This is a genomic window from Acidimicrobiales bacterium, assembly GCA_033344915.1.
In the GTDB taxonomy this organism is placed as follows: Bacteria; Actinomycetota; Acidimicrobiia; order Acidimicrobiales; family Aldehydirespiratoraceae; genus JAJRXC01.
In genome coordinates this window covers 3025645-3042183 of sequence record JAWPML010000001.1, presented here as the reverse complement: position 1 = coordinate 3042183, position 16539 = coordinate 3025645, and the positions used below count along the sequence as shown (strand labels likewise).

General features: G+C 70.3%; 14 protein-coding genes. 9 read left to right on the top strand and 5 right to left on the bottom strand.

The genetic code is table 11. The features are described 5' to 3' along the window. Positions 1-27 precede the first annotated feature (27 nt). Together lhgO and R8F63_14570 are read right to left on the bottom strand one after the other, a co-directional pair. On the bottom strand, positions 28-1239 hold the full coding sequence (gene lhgO, locus R8F63_14575; GenBank protein ID MDW3219836.1) for an L-2-hydroxyglutarate oxidase: 1212 nt from the start codon (positions 1237-1239) through the stop codon (positions 28-30). Further along, a complete protein-coding gene (locus R8F63_14570) occupies positions 1236-2498 on the bottom strand; it encodes a cation:proton antiporter (protein MDW3219835.1) in 1263 nt (420 codons plus the stop codon). Before R8F63_14570 ends, lhgO begins: the two co-directional genes overlap by 4 nt. A 113-nt stretch (positions 2499-2611) precedes the next feature. On the opposite strand from R8F63_14570, the gene R8F63_14565 reads away from it, so the two are divergent. Both R8F63_14565 and R8F63_14560 read left to right on the top strand, forming a co-directional pair. Next, positions 2612-4237: a glutamate synthase-related protein gene (locus R8F63_14565; protein MDW3219834.1), complete on the top strand. Its 1626-nt coding sequence runs from the start codon at positions 2612-2614 to the stop codon at positions 4235-4237. Beyond that, positions 4234-6234, top strand: coding sequence for a thiamine pyrophosphate-binding protein (locus R8F63_14560; protein MDW3219833.1), 2001 nt, complete (start codon positions 4234-4236; stop codon positions 6232-6234). Before R8F63_14565 ends, R8F63_14560 begins: the two co-directional genes overlap by 4 nt. Before the next feature lie 56 nt (positions 6235-6290). Here the strand turns inward: R8F63_14560 and R8F63_14555 are convergent, their stop codons facing one another. Both R8F63_14555 and R8F63_14550 read right to left on the bottom strand, forming a co-directional pair. Continuing rightward, positions 6291-7739: a putative glycoside hydrolase gene (locus R8F63_14555; GenBank protein ID MDW3219832.1), complete on the bottom strand. Its 1449-nt coding sequence runs from the start codon at positions 7737-7739 to the stop codon at positions 6291-6293. Between the two features lie 42 nt (positions 7740-7781). Further along, positions 7782-9020 carry a hypothetical protein gene (locus R8F63_14550; GenBank protein MDW3219831.1) on the bottom strand — a complete coding sequence of 413 codons (1239 nt, stop codon included), beginning with the start codon at positions 9018-9020 and terminating at the stop codon, positions 7782-7784. 155 nt (positions 9021-9175) lie between these two features. Here R8F63_14550 and R8F63_14545 point away from each other — a divergent pair, with 155 nt between their 5' ends. The 7 genes from R8F63_14545 to R8F63_14515 all read left to right on the top strand — a co-directional run bounded on the left by R8F63_14545 (position 9176) and on the right by R8F63_14515 (position 15709). After that, positions 9176-10429: a CDP-glycerol glycerophosphotransferase family protein gene (locus R8F63_14545; GenBank protein MDW3219830.1), complete on the top strand. Its 1254-nt coding sequence runs from the start codon at positions 9176-9178 to the stop codon at positions 10427-10429. A gap of 2 nt (positions 10430-10431) precedes the next feature. After that, complete coding sequence (locus R8F63_14540; protein ID MDW3219829.1) at positions 10432-10923, top strand: GNAT family N-acetyltransferase; 492 nt, start codon at positions 10432-10434, stop codon at positions 10921-10923. After that, positions 10913-12076, top strand: coding sequence for a serine hydrolase domain-containing protein (locus R8F63_14535; GenBank protein ID MDW3219828.1), 1164 nt, complete (start codon positions 10913-10915; stop codon positions 12074-12076). The genes R8F63_14540 and R8F63_14535 overlap by 11 nt, the downstream gene beginning before the upstream one ends. Positions 12077-12142: 66 nt before the next feature. Beyond that, positions 12143-13072: an ABC transporter ATP-binding protein gene (locus tag R8F63_14530; GenBank protein MDW3219827.1), complete on the top strand. Its 930-nt coding sequence runs from the start codon at positions 12143-12145 to the stop codon at positions 13070-13072. Then, a complete protein-coding gene (locus R8F63_14525) occupies positions 13069-13950 on the top strand; it encodes an ABC transporter permease (GenBank protein ID MDW3219826.1) in 882 nt (293 codons plus the stop codon). Before R8F63_14530 ends, R8F63_14525 begins: the two co-directional genes overlap by 4 nt. Then, the gene (locus tag R8F63_14520) at positions 13950-14945 is read left to right on the top strand and encodes an ABC transporter ATP-binding protein (GenBank protein MDW3219825.1); all 996 of its coding nucleotides are present in this window, start codon (positions 13950-13952) and stop codon (positions 14943-14945) included. Before R8F63_14525 ends, R8F63_14520 begins: the two co-directional genes overlap by 1 nt. Beyond that, positions 14942-15709, top strand: coding sequence for a hypothetical protein (locus R8F63_14515; GenBank protein ID MDW3219824.1), 768 nt, complete (start codon positions 14942-14944; stop codon positions 15707-15709). Before R8F63_14520 ends, R8F63_14515 begins: the two co-directional genes overlap by 4 nt. Here the strand turns inward: R8F63_14515 and R8F63_14510 are convergent, their stop codons facing one another. Then, positions 15710-16492, bottom strand: a complete 783-nt coding sequence (locus R8F63_14510) for an enoyl-CoA hydratase/isomerase family protein (protein ID MDW3219823.1) — start codon at positions 16490-16492, stop codon at positions 15710-15712. Between the last annotated feature and the right edge of the window lie 47 nt (positions 16493-16539).

Genomic DNA, 16539 nt, shown 5'->3' with positions numbered 1-16539 from the left:
CCCTGAACAGGGTTTTTCTCGGAATTGTCAGCCCGGCGAGAGCACGCGTTCGTGCCGGTCGGCCACGGTCTCCGCGATGGCGAAGCTGGCCGTGGCCGCCGGGGATGGCGCGTTCATCACATGGACGGCCCGGGGGCTCTCGGCGAACGCGAAGTCGTCGAGCAGCGTGCCGTCCGGCGCGATGGCCTGGGCCCGCACGCCGGACGCCGACGGCTCGAGGTCGCCCGCCGAGAGGTCCGGGCACAGCCGCCGCAGCGCCTTCAGGAACGCCCGGCGACTCAGTGACCGGTGGATCTCGCCGACCTCCTTGCGCCAGTAGCGGCGGGCCAGGACCCAGGTGCGCCGAGCGAACGCGATCTCCGCGGTGTCGCGCGGCGAGATGTCACGCCAGCGGTAGCCCTCCCGCGCCAGCGCGGGCACCGCGTTGGGGCCGGCATGGATCGAGCCGTCGATCATGCGGGTCAGGTGCACGCCGAGGAACGGGAAGTCGGGGTCGGGGAGCGGGTAGACGAGATGGTTGACGAGGCCACGGGCATGGGGGGCGAGCTCGTAGTACTCGCCCCGGAACGGCATGACCCGCACGCCCTCGGTGTCCGCCCCGGCCGCAACGGCGACCCGATCACAGTGCAGCCCGCCGCAGTTCACGATCGACCCGACGGTGAGGCTGCCGCCGTCGGTGGTGACGGTCACCCCGTTCGAGTCGGCGACCGCGCCGCGCACCGCGGTGCCGAGTCGGATCTCCACGCCGGCCGCGGCCAGTTCGGCGACGAGGGCGTCACACACGGCGGCGTAGTCGACGATGCCCGCGCTCGGCACGAGCAGCGCCGCCACGCCTTCGATGTGGGGTTCGCGCTCGCGCAGGGCCGCCCGGTCGAGCCGCTCCGTGGCGACATGGTTCTCCGCGGCGCGGACCTCGAGTGCGTCGAGGCGGCCGACCTCGTCGGGGGAGACGGCCACGACGACCTTGCCGCACATGTCGTAGGTGATGCCGTGCTGTTCGAGGAACGCCAACAGGTCGTCACGTCCCGCCGCGACCATCGCCGCCTTCCCGGAATCGGGCCGGTAGTAGATCCCGGAGTGGATGACGCCGCTGTTGCGACCGGTCTGGTGGTGCGCCGGCGTGTCCTCCTTGTCGAGGACGACGATGCGGCGCCGTGGATCGCGGGCGAGCAGTGCTCTCGCCGTGGTGAGCCCGAGGATGCCGGCGCCGACGATCGCGACGTCCGCGGACGTGCTCACGGAGCCTCGCCGCGGCGGCGTTGTTCGGGCATGGGCAGGGACTCGGGCATCGCGTCATCCCGTCGGTCCGACCACCAGCGTCCATAAGCCTCGGCGCCGATTCCCGCGGTCATGCCGTGGACGACGATCGAGAGCAGCACCGTCCACGACATCACGACGAACACGATGGAGAGGTCCGTGCCGTGGGCCTCCTCGAGCGCCACGATCCCGAAGAGGATGGATGCGAGGCCCCGCGGCCCGAACCAACCGAAGAAGGCGACGGTCGGCGGCTGAAGTCCGGCGCCGAGCAACGAGAGCCCGATCGCCACCGGTCGGACGAGCACGAGGCTGCCGACCGCGTAGACCGCCACCCGCCAGTCGATCTCGTCGAGCGAGGGTCCGACGATCAGGGCGCCGAACACGATGAAGCTGAGCATCGCGAGCAGGTGGGCGACATCATCGGTGAACTCCGCCACGGTGTTGCACTCGACCCGGGCGATCGCGCCGAAGGCGAGACCGCCGACGAACGTGGCGATGAAACCGTTGCCCCCGACCTGGGTCGCGAGCGCGAAGGTCAGCGTCGCGAGGGCGAGCACCCCGAGCTGGCGATAGATGCCCTCCATCCACCCGCGCCGGCTCGCGTCACGGACGAGGACGGCGCCGACGCAGCCGACGACGACGCCGAGCGCCACGCCGTAGCCGACCTGCTCCGCCGCGAAACGAGCCCAGCTGCTGGCGGTCGAGAACGCCTCGTCCTCGGCGGCGAGGGCGACGAAGACCGTCACGGCGGGGAGGGCGATGCCGTCGTTGAGTCCGCTCTCGACGTTGAGGGACTGCCGCACGCGCACCGGCACGGACGGACTGCTGACGACCGCCTCGCCGAGGGCGGCATCCGTCGGCGCGAGGATCGCGGCGAGGAGCGCGGCGACCGCGATCGGGATGTCGAACAGGACGGCGGCGAGGCCCGTGCCGAGCGCGATCGCCAGGGGCAGACCGAGCAGGAGCATCCGCGCCGGCAGGACGACGTCCGAGCGCAGTCGGGCCGTGTCGATGCGGGTCGCGTCGGTGAACAGGAGCAGCCCGAGGGTCGCCTCGGCGAGCACCTCGACGCCGGTCGAGTCGAGCCCGAAGTCGAGCACGTCGAACCCCGCGCTGCCGACGAGCAACCCGAATCCGACGAACAGCATCGGGCCGGTCAGCAACGAGTGTTCGACGCGGCGCGACACGAGCCCGTAGGCGATCACGAAGCCGGCGATGATCGCGATGTCCGACGTGCTCACCGTGTCCACCCCTCCTGGCGTTCGGGAACGAATCCGGCGCTGCGGTAGTTCCTTCTGCGCCGGGGAGCCCCGTGAGGCAGGGTATGGCACCCGACCGGGCCGAGGAGGCGTCGATGCAGGCAGTGAAGATCGCGAACTGGAGCGAGGTACCGGATCGGGAGCCCGTCGGCGCGTTCGTGGACGGTGTGGATCTCGTCATCGTGCGCTTCGACGACAACCACTCGGTCCTCTACGGCCGGTGTCTGCACCGCGGTGCCTTGATGGCGGACGGTCATGTCGACGGCGACGATCTCATCTGCGGACTGCACGGTTGGGACTATGTGTTCCACACCGGGGTGTCGAGCTACGACAACAGCGAACGGCTCGCGAAGTTCTCCTCGTGGATCGAGGACGACGATCTCCTCGTCGACGCCGAGGAGATCCGCCTCTGGACGAAGGAACACCCCCAGCCGTACGACCGCGACGCGTACCAGGGCGCCTACCAGGACCCGCACGGCGACCCGGCGGAGCCCCACGTCGGGTTGATCCGCCAGCTCGCGAACGAGGGGCTCGACTATCTCGGACACCACGGCCCGGTCACGTCGATGGGGGTGTCCCGCGAGGAGCTGCCGCGGTGGGACGACATCCAGTTCGTCACCGCCCAGCTCGCCCGCAAGCCCCAGCTCGACGAGGTGCCGGTGGCGACGGACGTCGTGATCGGCCCGAACGCCGACTCGCCGCTGCGCCTCGACATCCCGCTGTTCGTCAGCGACATGTCCTTCGGCGCGCTCAGCGAGGAGGCGAAGGTGGCGCTGGCCAGGGGGGCGGAGCTCGCCGGCACCGGCATCTGCTCGGGTGAGGGTGGGATGCTCCCGGAGGAGCGCGACGCCAACTCCCGCTACTTCTACGAGCTCGCGAGCGGGAAGTTCGGCTGGTCGCTCGACAAGGTGCGGCCCGAGAACGGTGGCGGGGTGCAGGCCTTCCACTTCAAGCTCGGACAGGGAGCGAAGACCGGCACCGGTGGCCACCTGCCGGGGATCAAGGTCCAGGGGAAGATCGCCGAGGTCCGCGGGCTCGAGCCGGGGGAGGACGCGATCTCGCCGTCGACGTTCGAGGATCTCGACTGTGAGGACGACTACCGCCGTCTCGCCGACGAGGTGCGCGAGGCGTCCGGCGGCGTCCCGATCGGGGTGAAGCTCTCGGCCCAGCACATCGAGGACGACATCGACGCTGCGCTCCGCGTCGGCGTCGACTACGTGATCCTCGACGGGCGTGGTGGCGGCACGGGCGCCGCCCCGGTCGTCTTCCGCGACCACATCTCCGTGCCGACGATCCCCGCGCTCGCCCGGGCCCGGCGCCATCTCGATGCCCGCGGTCGCCAGGACATCACGCTCGTGATCACCGGCGGGCTGCGGACCCACACCGATTTCGCCAAGGCGCTGGCCCTCGGCGCCGACGCGGTGGCGGTGTCGAACGCGGCGATGCAGGCCATCGGTTGCATCGGCATGCGGGCGTGTTCGACCAACAACTGTCCGGTCGGGATCGCGACCCAGAAGCCGGAGCTGCGGGCGCGGCTGCCGGTCGACGAGGCCGCCGACCGGCTCCACCGCTTCTTCGCGGCGAGCGTAGAACTGATGGGCGTGCTGGCCCGGGCCTGCGGTCACACCCACCTCGACGAGTTCTGCCGCGACGACCTGACCACGTTCGACCGCGAGATGGCCCATCTCACGGGTATTGCCTACGGAGGCGTGACGCTGTGAGTTCCGACGAGATCCCGTCCACGACCGAGCCGGCGCTCCCCGAGGGGGCGTTCGCGTGGCACAAGCTGATCGAGGTCGACGAGCTGCCCGAGGGTCGGGTCACGACCGTCACCATCGGCCACGAGTCACTGTGCGTGTCGAACACCGCCGAGGGCGGCTTCGGCTGCATCGACAACGCCTGTCCGCATCAGGGCGGACCGCTGGGGGAGGGTTCGATCGAGAAGGGGTGGTTGCGGTGCCCGTGGCACGGCTACGACTTCTCGCCGAAGAACGGTGAGCCGCCCGGCGCGTTCAACGACGGTCCCGATGCGTACCGCACGGAGGTGCGCGAGGACGGTGTCTATGTCGCGTTGCCCACCGAGTCCGCCCGGGTGCGCACCGTGTCGGACGTGATGGTCGAGACGATGATCGCCTGGGGGGTGACCCATGTGTTCGGCATGGTCGGGCACTCGAATCTCGGGATCGCGGACGCGATGCGCGTCGCCGAGGAGCGCGGTGATCTCACCTACATCGGGATCCGGCACGAGGGCGCGGCGTCGTTCGCCGCCACGGCCTACGGCAAGCTCACCGGCAAGCTCGCCGGCTGCTTCGCGATCGCCGGGCCGGGCTCGACGAACCTGCTCACCGGCCTCTACGACGCGAAGACGGATCGGGCGCCGGTGCTCGCCCTCTGCGGCCAGGTGCCGAGCAAGGTGCGCGGCCGCGGGGCGTTCCAGGACACGGATCTCGCCGCCGCGTTCGCGGATGTGGCCCGGTACTCGGCCACGGTGCAAGCCGGATCCGACCACGGCGAGATCATGTCGCTCGCGTGCAAGACGGCGCTGGTCGAGCGAGACGTCGCCCAGCTCGTGTTCCCCGACGAGGTGCAGGAACTACCGGCCGCCGACCGCGCCCGCGTGGGGTCACCCGAGGGCCGCACCGGCAGCCGCGAGATCGCCCCGCCCGCCGGCCCACTGGCCGACGCGATCGCCGCGATCGACGCTGCGGAGCGGCCCGTGATCATCGTGGGGAACGGCGCCCGCGAAGGGATGGCCGACATCGTGGCGCTCGCGGAGAAGCTCGACGCGCCGGTCGCGACCACCTTCAAGGCGAAGGGGCTCATCTCCGATCACCACCCGCTCGCCGGTGGTGTGCTCGGCCGTTCGGGCACGCCCGTCGCGAGCTGGTTCATGAACGAGAGCGACCTGCTCGTCACCTTCGGCGTGTCGTTCTCGAACCACACGGGCATCAGCGACTACAAGCCGATCGTGCAGGTCGACTTCGATCCGATGGCGCTCGGCCGTTTCCACGCTGTCACCCACCCGGTGCAGGGCCATGTGGGGGTGACGGCCCGGGCGCTGCGCGACGCGTGTGCGGACGCGGGCCGGTCCACCGAGGCGGAGGTCGCGGAGCGCTGGGCGATCTGGCGAGAGGAGAAGGCGAGCCGCCGGGCCGACGACCATGGCGCGGGCATCAATGCCGCGGCGTTGTTCGACGCGCTCGGTCGTCTCGTGCCCGCAGACGCGATCATGCCGGTCGACGTGGGCAACAACACGTACTCGTTCGGTCGGTACTTCGAGGTGCGGGAGCAGTCGGTGCTGATGTCCGGCTATCTCGGCTCGATCGGGTTCGCGCTGCCGGCGGCGATGGGATCGTGGGCCGCCACGCAGAGCCAGCCGGCGTTCGCCGGGCGGCCGGTCGTGTCCGTGTCCGGCGACGGTGGCCTCGGCCAGTACGCCATGGAGATGACGACCGCGGTGAAGTACGGCATGGACATCATCCATGTGGTGATGAACAACAGCGAGCTCGGCAAGATCTCGAAGGAACAGCGGGCCGCCGACCTCGACGTGTGGCAGACCTCCTTGCACAATCCGTCGTTCGCGGCCTTCGCCGAGCTGTGCGGGGCCAAGGGCTTCCGGGTGACGTCACTCGACGAGCTCGACGCCGCGCTCGCCGACGCCCTCGCCCACAACGGTCCCGCGCTCGTCGAGGTCATCACCGACGCCCTCCTCGTCTGACCCCGCGCTTCAACTGGGGTCTGACCCCCGCTTCACCTCGACAACCGTTGGTGCGATCAGGGGCGCGTGAGGACGATGGCCTCGCGGGTGTCGAGGGTGACCGAGGTGACCGCGTCGCCCTCGGGCGTCAGCCAGGAGCCGCCGAGATCGACGGTCACCGGATCCGACCGGGGCTCGTTCATGACGACGAGTCCGCCCGTGAACTCCCGCTGGATCGTGCCGTCGACCACAGCGCGGGGACCGAGGGCGTGGCCGAGATCGGTGAGATACCCGTCGAACAGCCCGCCCGGCGCGATCAGATCCCAGTCCTCGGTGGTCACCAGGTCGCGTCCGTTGTTGACAAGCAGACCGCCGGCGATGTTGTACCACTGGCCCTGGATGTCGACGGCGTTCTCGTCGAGTAGGGCGACGCCGGCGCCGTTGGCGTGCACCCGGTCGATGAAGGTCATGAACGTCTGCATGCCGTACTTCGACGTTCCGCTCTTGAGGCCGAGATCGTTCATCCCGCGCTCGAGCTGGATCACGTCGGCGGCCCGTATCTGACGGTCGACGAGGGCGTTGTCGAACGTGGGGGAGTCGGCGTACCAGATCGAGTTGTGCCAGATCTCGAGCTGGGGGAACGCGGCGCGCACCTGCTCCATGAACTCGGTCATGTAGCGCTGCCAGTCGGCGAGGGTCAGCACCGCACCCGTGCGGGGGTCGATCGGCTCGATGTCGCCGCCGTTCACGTCGCTGAACCGCCAGAGCATGTTCACGTCGTCGATCAACAGGCCGCGGTAGCCCCGGTCGACGGAGGCCTGCACCCGGGCGATCCAGTCGTCGCGGAAGGCCGGGTTGCCGACGTCGGCCGCGAACTGGGGACACCCGCCGTTGCAGGCGAACGGGATGTAGACGGGGTCGCCGGCCGCGTCGCGCAGAAGCCAGTCGGGATGGTCGACCGAACGGCGGTCCTTGTCGGTGTTCGTCTTGATCGCGTAGGCGTCGCGGTAGACCGTCACGTCGTCGTAGGAGTCCAGTCGGGAATCCCAGTACGGCTCCCAGACCACCATCGAGTCGTAGTGCTCGTTCATCCAGTCCCAGTGCCCGCCGCTGGTCCACACGTCGAAGGCGGACTTCGCGGTGACGAAGATCTCCAGCCGACCCTCCCCGCAACAGCCGGCGTCGGGCACGGTGGCGGTGGTGGAGGTGGTCGTAGTGGTGGTGGGCGTTGGGGGTGCGGTCGAGGTGGCGGTCGAGGTGGCGGTCGGGGTGGTCGTCGGGGTCGGGGCCGGTGCCGGGATCGTCGTGGTGGTCGCGGCGATCGTCGTCGTCGGAGGAAGCGTCGGCGTGAGCGCGGGGGACGCGGTCGCGCCGGCATCGATCAGGGGCGGCTCGGTGGTGGGCGCGACGCCGGCGATGCGCTCGACACCGGTCGTGGCGACCTCATCGGGTGCGTCGGCGCATCCCGCGGCGAGCAGTGCGAGGCCCGACAGGCCGACGAGACTCCTGACCGCGACACGCCACATGCCGATGCCATCGACCGCGACGACCCCGGATGTGAGCGATCGTCAGGCGGGGGAGGGCGGGCCGAGCTGGCGGTAGCGCTCCCACGCCACGAGGGCACCGACCCAGGTGGCGATGCCGAGGCCGAAGGCACCGCCGTTCACGTCGGCGACCGCGAAGCCGATGACCGGCACGATCCATTGCACGCAGGTGCCGACCATGCGCGCCTGCAGGCTCGCGGTGGCCGCATCCGCGATCCGGAGGGCGAGTTCGGGTCCTCGCCAGAACGCCATGGCGAGGAAGCGGACGAGTGTCGCGGCGAACAGGGCACCGGTGACCCCGGCCGAGTCGAGGTCGAAGGGACCGAAGGCGTAGCGGGTCTCGTTGAACACGAGCAGGAAGGCCGCCCAGCCGAGCGTGATCGCCGCGATGGCCGCCGCGGCCTGGAGCGGGAGCCTCGGTGACGGGATGTGGATGCCCCGGCGGCGGATGTTGGCCGGGATCACGACCGCGGCCGACGACGTGTGGACGACGGTCAGGGGCGAGAAGACCAGGACGGCGGCCGCGATCACGCCACTGGCCTCCACGCCGACGATCCGTTCGGCTGCGAAGAGCGTGAAGACGAAGACGCTGCGGGCGAGCAGCGAGTCGGCCCCGGTGCGGATCGCCTGTGGACCGGTGGTGGCCCAGAACAGGCCGAGGTGACGGCGGCCCCGGCCCAGTCCCACGAGCAGGGAGGGGAGCGCGCTCACGGCGGCCCCGATCAGCCACACGGCGAGATAGTCGTCCGGCGAGGGGTGCCAACCGCCCATGGCGTCGCCTGCGGCCGCGGCGAGCAGCACGGCGAGCCAGATCGCGTCGGCCCGGACGACACCGGCCGCGTTGTTCTGGGCGAAGTACGAGGCGCGCAGCGTGTACTGCGAGGTGAGCGCGGGCGCGCCGGCGGCGAGCAGGAGCGTCGTCCCGAGGTCGGAGCCGGCGACGAGGCCACCGACCGTGATGACGGCAGCGAGCCCGCCGCCGATCACGATGGCCGCCGTGGCCGCGCCGGCGCGGAGCTGGTCGACGCTGCCGTCCGCGTCGTTCTTCGCGCCGTGGATGAGGACGGTCGTGCCGCTCGACGCGTGCCCGATGGCGATGACCACCTGACACAGCTGGAACGCGATCGCGAACCGGCCGAACGCGCCGATGTCACCGTCGGCGGCGTCGAGGGCGAACGCGCCGGCGGCGAAGTTGGTGACGCTCGAGAGTCCCTGGGCGAGCACCGTCAGCGATGCTCGGCCCGCGGCCTGGACGTTCGACACGCCGGGAGCCTATGCGAGACGGGAATCGACGCCCGTCACCCCGGGCCCGGTCTTGCCGCAGAGCGTGGTCACTCCCATACTACGTTGGACCGTCCGGCGAATCGTCGGCACGATCACGAAGGGACGACCGACAGGATGCAGCGAGGCAGCGGGCGTTGAGCGCACGCGTGTGGAGCGTCGTCTCCGTCGTGCTGCGGCCGGCACAGTTCCTGCTCTACGCGCTCGCGGGGTTGGTGCCGCGCCGGGCCGGGCAGTGGTCGTTCGGTTGCTGGAGTGGCCATCGCTTCGGTGACAATGCCGGCGCGGTGTTCGAGCATCTGAGCGAGCACCCGGTCGACGGCGTGTCCATCGCGTGGATCACCAACGAGCCGGTGATCCGGGCCCAGCTGCGTGCCGAGGGACATCGGGCCTACACGGCGTGGTCGCCGGCGGGTATCTGGTGGACGCTGCGGTCGGGCGTGTTCGTCTACGACTCGCTGCCGAAGGACATCAACTTCTGGACGTCGCGCGGCGCCAACCTCGTGCTCCTGCGCCACGGCATCGGGATCAAGAAGATCGAGCGGGCGATCGACGCCACCGATCATCGGCTCTACCAGCTGTTCCACGGATCGGCCCTGCAGCGTCTGTTCTGGCGCATCGTCCTGCCCTGGCACCTCCCCGTACCGGATCTGCTGATGGCGTGCTCGCCGACCCACGCGACCCAGGGCCACTGGTTCTACGGCACCGACACCGACAAGATCCGCATCACGGGGTTCGCCCGTCACGACGCCCTGCTCGACGGCGCGCCGCAGGATCGCACCTCGATCCCCACCGTCGGGCCGGAGATACCGGCCGACCGGCCGGTCTTCGTCTACCTCCCCACCTTCCGCGAGGGTATGGCGCGCCAGTCGTTCGACTGGGAGGTGCTGGCCGCGGCGGCCGAAGCCGCCGACGTCACCATTGCCGTCAAGCTCCACTATGTCGACGCCGACCGCGGGGTGCTCGGGGTCGACCAACTCGACGATTCGACGCACCTGCGGATGATCGACCCCTACATGGACCCGAGCGATGCCTACCCCCACGCGGACGGCATGATCTCGGACTTCTCGAGTGCGCCCTTCGACTTCATGCTCCTCGAGCGACCGATCATCTACTACATCCCCGATCTCGAGAGCTTCACGGACCACCGGCCGCTCATGTACGACCTCGAGGACGTGGCGGTCGGTCCCCTGTGCGAGACCGCGGACCAGCTCGCGGACGCATTGCTCGCGGCACGGCGCGACGGCATCGGCGCCCACCGCGCCCGCTACGACGAGCTGCGTCACCGCTTCCACACGTATCCGCCGGGCGGAGCGTCGCAACGGGTCGTCGACGCGATCCGCGCCGAGTTCCTCGGGGCCGAGGCCCGCGTCGCCGTCGGGCAGACCTGACCGTGCTGCGGACGGTCCGCGACGACGACCTCGACGAGATCCTCGTCCACAACAATGCGGCGGTCCCCGCGGTCAACCATCTGGAGCGGTCCGATCTGGAGTGGTTCGCCGCCGTCGCCCACACCTTCGTCGTCGCCGTTGCCGACGACGGCATCGCCGGGTTCCTCATCGGGCTCGGTCCCGGCGCCGGCTACGACTCACACAACTACGCCTGGTTCAGCGCCCGCTACGACGACTTCGTCTATGTGGACCGCATCGTCGTCGCCGAAGCCGGACGGGGCGGGGGCGTCGGCTCCCTGCTCTACGACGAGTTCGCTCGCCGCGGCCGGGCGGACCAGACTCCGGTGATGCTCGCCGAGGTCAACATCCGGCCCCGCAACGACGCGTCGCTGGCCTTCCACGACGCGCATGGGTTCGTCTCGGTCGGCGAGCAGGACTCGCCCGACGGCGTCAAGCGGGTCACCATGCTCGAGCGCCGTCTCGATGCCGACTGATCCACCGATCGTCGGGACCGTCGCCCCGGGATGGGAATCGATCCGGGACGTGTTCATCGCCAACTTCGCGCCGTCCGAGGACGATGCCGGTGACCTCGGCGCGGGCCTGTGCGTCATCGCGGGCGGACGGACGGTCGTCGACCTCGTGGGTGGATGGCGCGACCGGGCGCAGACGCGTCCGTTCACGCCCGACACGCTCGTCAACAGCTACTCGGTCGGGAAGGGGATCACCGCCGCAGTCGCGCTGACCGCCGTCTCGCGCGGTCTCATCGATCTGGACGCGCCGGCGAACCGGCACTGGACCGAGCTGCCGCAGCGGTCGACGCTGCGCGAGCACCTCAGCCACCAGGCCGGGCTGCCGGCACTGCGGGGCGACGTCGACCCCTCGGTGCCGATGGACTGGCCCGCCATGTGCGCGGCGCTCGCGGCGACAGAGCCCTGGTGGGAACCAGGAACCGCCCACGGCTACCACACCAACACGGCCGGCTTTCTCGTCGGGGAGCCGCTGCGGCGCGCGGCCGGCGCTGCCCGGTTCGGGGATCTGCTGGCCGAATGGTTCGCCGCTCCGCTCGCCGCCGACCTCGTGTACGGCGTGCCCGCTCGTGACCTCGCCCGATGCTCGGAGCTGGGCTTGGCGTTCGGCTCGGCACCCCCGGCGCCGAAGACCGCGGTCGAGTTCTCCGACGAGCTGGCGCGCATGCGCCACCACGCCTACTTCAACCCCTCGACCGTCTCGGGCATGGGTGTCGTCGAGACCCGCGAATGGCGCCAGGCCGAGGTGCCGTCCACGAACCTCCATGCCACTGCCGCGGCGGTCGCGACGGTGTACCGGTCACTGCTCGATCCGTCCGGACCCGTCGATCGCGCCGTCCTCGCGGAGGCGTGCACCACACAGGTCGACGGCCCGGACCTGATCCTCGAGAAACGATCCCGTTTCGGCCTTGGGTTTCAACTCCATCAACCGGAGCGCCCGATCGGCGTCACCGAGGAGTCGTTCGGCCACTTCGGCTTCGGCGGTTCCCTCGGCTTCGCCGACGTGGGGGCGGACATCGCGGTCGGCTACGTGCTCAACCGTCCGGGCGACCGATGGCAGATCCCGCGGACGAAACGCCTCCTGGCGGCCCTGCGGGAGGCGGTCGGCGCCTCCTCCTGAGAGAGGAGGGCACGATCATCCCCGGGGCGGACGCAAACGTCGCCGGAAGTGCGCCAAGATGGAGCAGTGAGTGTGATCGCGGCGACCGGCTTGTCGATGGTGTTCGGCAGCCATCCGGCACTCGACGCCCTCGATGTCGCGGTCCCGCCCGGTGTCACCGGGCTCGTCGGGGCGAACGGCGCCGGCAAGACCACCTTCATGTCGATCGTGCTCGGATTGCGAACCCCGACCTCCGGCACCGTCTCGGTGCTCGGCCTGGACCCGCTGCGCCAGGGCGCGGAGCTGCGGGCCAACGTCGGCTACGGCCCCGAGCGCAACGTCTTCCCCGACGACATGCCGGCGTCCGACTTCGTCAAGCATCTCGCCGAGGTACGGGGCATGCCCCGCGGCGAGGCGCGGAGCCGGGCCAGCGACGCCCTGTGGCTCGTCGGACTCGGTGAGGAGCGCTTCCGGGCCCTCGGCACGATGTCGACGGGCCAACGTCAACGGGTGAAGCTCGCCCAGGCCATCGCCGCCGACCCGAGCCTCGTTCTGCTCGACGAGCCGACCGACGGACTCGATCCCGTGCAGCGTGACGAGATGCTCGCCCTCATCCGCCAGATCAGCGAGGACTACCAGATCGACGTCATGTTGTCCTCGCACCTGCTCGAAGAGGTCGAACGGATCTGTGACAACGTCGTCGCGCTCGATGCCGGACGCCTCGTCGCCCAGGGTCGGCTCGACGACCTGATCGGTGATGTCGAGGGCGTGACCGTCGAACTCGCGGAGATCGACGACGTCCCCGGCTCGTTCGACGACGTCTCCGCCCGGCTGCGGGCCGCCGGGCTCGAGGTGCACCACGAGGCGGGTCTCGGCCGCATGGACGTGCTCGGCGCGTCGGCCGACGAGGTCGCCGACGCGGTGCGCGATGCGATCGCCGACAGCCGCGCCCGGGTTCGCCGGATCGAGCAGCGCCGGCGCAAGCTCGAAGACCTGTTCGAGGCGGTGCAGGCATGACCGCCGACGGACACGCCCAGATCCTCGATCGCGGCTATCGCAAGTACGACGGGAAGCGCTCCGGTCTCGTCGGCGCGGTGCGGTCGACCGCCTGGCACAGCGCCCGCAGCGTGCTGGGCCTCGGACGCAAGGCCCGCCACAAGATCGCCCCGGTGCTCGTGATCATCGTCGCGATGCTGCCCGCCATCACCTATGTCGGTTTCGCGGCGCTGCTCGGCGGTGACGAGTTCGTCAACGACTTCCTGGAAGGCGTCGTGCCGAGGTTCAGTGAGCTCCCGCGGGGGTCGTTGGCCGCCATCGTGCTCTTCACCGGTCTCGTCGCCCCGGAGGCGCTCGTCCGCGACCGCCGCGACGGCATGCTGTCGCTCTACCTGTCGACGCCGCTCACCCGCCGCACCTACATCCTGGCGAAGGTCATCGCCGTCGGCGGCCTGATGTCGCTCGTCGTGCTCGTGCCGACGATCTTCTACCTGCTCGGCATGACGTTCGCCTCGCTCGGGCCGGAGGGCTTCGGCGACTGGATGACCGTGCTGATCCGCATCCTCGTGTCGGGGGTGCTGGCCTCGCTCGTCTACGCGCTGATCTCGATGGCGGCCGCGAGCGTCACGGACCGACGGGCGTTCGCGAGCCTCGCCGTGATCCTCACGATGATGGGGGCGCTGATCGTCATCCAGATCCTCGTCGAGGGGGCCGACCTGTCGCGCAACTGGCGCCTGCTCGACCCGGTGAACATGCCGATGGAGATGATCGCCCGGATCTTCGGCGACTCGGGGGAGTATCCCGAGATCGGCAGCGAACGGATCTACGCCGCCAACGGCGGATGGGCCGGCGCGTCGCTCGGCCTGCTCTGGTGGCGCTACCGCAAGGCAGGTGCGTGATGCCGGACTCGTCGCTTCCGCCCCCGCCCGGCGCCGGTGCCACCTTCACGGCTCCGGTGTCGGATGCGCCGCCTCCGCCGCCCCCGATGGTGAGCGTCTCGAACGTCACCAAGGCCTTCGGCGACGTGATCGCGGTGTCGGACGTGTCCTTCACCGTCGGCCCCGGCATCACCGCCCTCCTCGGCCCCAACGGCGCCGGGAAGTCCACCCTCTTCCGGATGCTGTGCGGGCTCGCCGCGCCCACCAGCGGTCAGGTCCGGGTGCTCGGCCGCGACGCCCGTCGCGACGCCGAGGTGCGGGGCCGGATCGGCCTCGCCCCGCAGCAGGACGCCCTCTTCGATCGACTGGATGCTCTGGCGTTCGTTTCGATCGCCGCCGAACTCCATGGCGTCGCCGAACCCGAATCGGAGGCGCGCCGCGTCCTGGAGTTCGTCCAGCTGCCGGCCGACGATCCGAAGCCCGTCGGATCGTTCAGCAAGGGCATGCGGCAGCGGGTCAAGCTCGCCACCGCGCTCGTCAACGACCCGTCCGTGCTGATCCTCGACGAGCCGCTCACCGGCCTCGACCCGGTCCAGCGTCGGCGCATGATCGAACTGTTCGTCGAGCTCGGCGAATCGGGCAAGTGCCTCCTCGTGTCGAGCCATGTCCTCGACGAGGTCGCCCGTCTCGGGTCGCGGGTGCTCGTCATCGCCCAGGGGCGTCTGGCCGCGGCCGGTGACTACCACGCGCTCCGCGATCTCATGGACGACCGACCCCATCGCATCCGCGTCCGGGTCGACGAACCCCGCTCCTTCGCCGCGGCCCTGGTCGAGCGGGGCCTCGTCGACGGCGTGTCCATCGCGCCGGATGCACTGCTCGTCGACACGGTCGATGTGGACGGCTTCGGCCGCAACGTCGCCCCCGTCGCCCGCGAACTCGGCGTCCGTCTCCGTGAGGTCGCACCGACGGATGACGATCTCGAATCCGTGTTCCGCTACCTGGTGGGTGGACGATGACCGGCACCGTCTCCTCACCGCGGGCCATCGCGATCACGTACCGGGTGGTGCTACGACAACTGGTCAGCAAGGGCCGGCTCGTCGCGCTGTCGCTGATCGGTGCCGTGGTCGCGCTCGTGGGCTGGGCGGTCGGCCGGGCCGACTACACCGAACCCTGGCTCAGCCCGGAGGAGGTCGAGCGACTGCGCCTGGACGACGCCGTGAACACGGTCGCGAACCTCGGCTTCACCATCCTCGTCCCCATCGTCGCGCTGGTCTTCGCGGCCGCGTCGCTCGGTGACACGCGAGAGGACGGCACGCTCGTCTACCTGTGGCTGCGCCCGACCAAGCGTTGGACGATGGCGGCCGGGGGATGGCTCGCGGCGATCACGGTGAGCCTGCCCATCACCGTCATCCCGATGGTGGTGAGCGCGATGCTGCACGACGTGGGTTCCGATCTCGTGGTCGGTGCCGCGATCGGTTCGATCGTGGGCGTGCTCGTCTACAGCGCCCTGTTCGTGTTCCTCGGGCTCCTGGTGAAGAACGCGATCGTCTGGGGTCTGGCGTACATCCTGATCTGGGAGGGCCTCGTCGCCGCCTTCGGCAGTGCCGCCGCGAAGGTCGCCATGCGGGGCTACACGAGCTCGATCCTCAGCGCCCGGACCGGCGTGGACATCGACATCGGCACGCTCTCCCAGACCGTTGCCATCGGCGTCCCGCTCGTCATCGTGGTCGTCGCGCTCGCCCTCTCGGCGGTGCGGCTCGACAATCTCGAGGTGGCGTGATCAGCGCCCGGTGAACTCGGCCTTGCCGGGGCCGTTCTCCAGGAAGCTCGCGACGCCGATCGTGCGGTCGTCGGTTTCGAACGCGTCGGCGAAGGCCTCGATCTCGAGCTGCACCGCGTCCTCGACGGAGAGGTGCATTCCCGCGACCATGACGGTCTTGGCGAGTCGGAGCGATGCCGGACCGGCCGCGTAGCGGGTCGCCAGCTCGACGGCCGCGGCCTGGACCTCGTCCGGCTCGTGGATCGACGAGATCACACCGGCCGCCAGCGCTTCCTCGGCCGTGAGGTTCCGGCCGGTGTAGATCAGCTCCTTGGCGAGGGTGATGCCGGTGAGACGGGGCAGACGCTGGGAGCCGCCGCCGCCGGGCATCACCCCGAGGAGCATCTCGGGTTGGCCCATCCGTGCATCGCCGGCGGCGATGCGGAAGTCCGTGGCCATCGCCAATTCGAGCCCGCCGCCGAGGGCGAAGCCGTTGATCGCCGAGATGGTGATCTGGGGGAGGTTCTCCAGCGCGAGCGCGGCGGCGTTGAGCTTCGTCGCCAGGTCGTGGGCGCCGGCCCGGTCCAGCCGTTCGAAGTCGCCGATGTCCATGCCGGCCGCGAAGTGACGCTCGCCGCCGGTGAACACCACCGAGCGAACCCCCTCGTCCGCCGCCAACTCGGTGCAGATGGCGTGCAGGTCCTCGGTCATCGCCACCGTGATGGCGTTGACCTTCGGCCGGTCGAGGCGGATCGTCGCGACGCCGGGGGCGGTGTCGCGCTCGAGCTGAACGTGTTCTCCCATGGCGACGCACGCTATCGGCGCGGTGGCGGTGCCCCCCAACGGGCTGG

What these genes read in the sequence shown, in the direction of transcription:
- R8F63_14525 (MDW3219826.1), top strand. Translation starts at nt 13,069, where the DNA reads ATGACCGCCGACGGACACGCCCAGATCCTCGATCGCGGCTATCGCAAG.
- R8F63_14565 (MDW3219834.1), top strand. Translation starts at nt 2,612, where the DNA reads ATGCAGGCAGTGAAGATCGCGAACTGGAGCGAGGTACCGGATCGGGAG.
- R8F63_14555 (MDW3219832.1), bottom strand. Translation starts at nt 7,739, where the DNA reads ATGTGGCGTGTCGCGGTCAGGAGTCTCGTCGGCCTGTCGGGCCTCGCA.
- R8F63_14515 (MDW3219824.1), top strand. Translation starts at nt 14,942, where the DNA reads ATGACCGGCACCGTCTCCTCACCGCGGGCCATCGCGATCACGTACCGG.
- R8F63_14520 (MDW3219825.1), top strand. Translation starts at nt 13,950, where the DNA reads ATGCCGGACTCGTCGCTTCCGCCCCCGCCCGGCGCCGGTGCCACCTTC.
- R8F63_14535 (MDW3219828.1), top strand. Translation starts at nt 10,913, where the DNA reads ATGCCGACTGATCCACCGATCGTCGGGACCGTCGCCCCGGGATGGGAA.
- R8F63_14510 (MDW3219823.1), bottom strand. Translation starts at nt 16,492, where the DNA reads ATGGGAGAACACGTTCAGCTCGAGCGCGACACCGCCCCCGGCGTCGCG.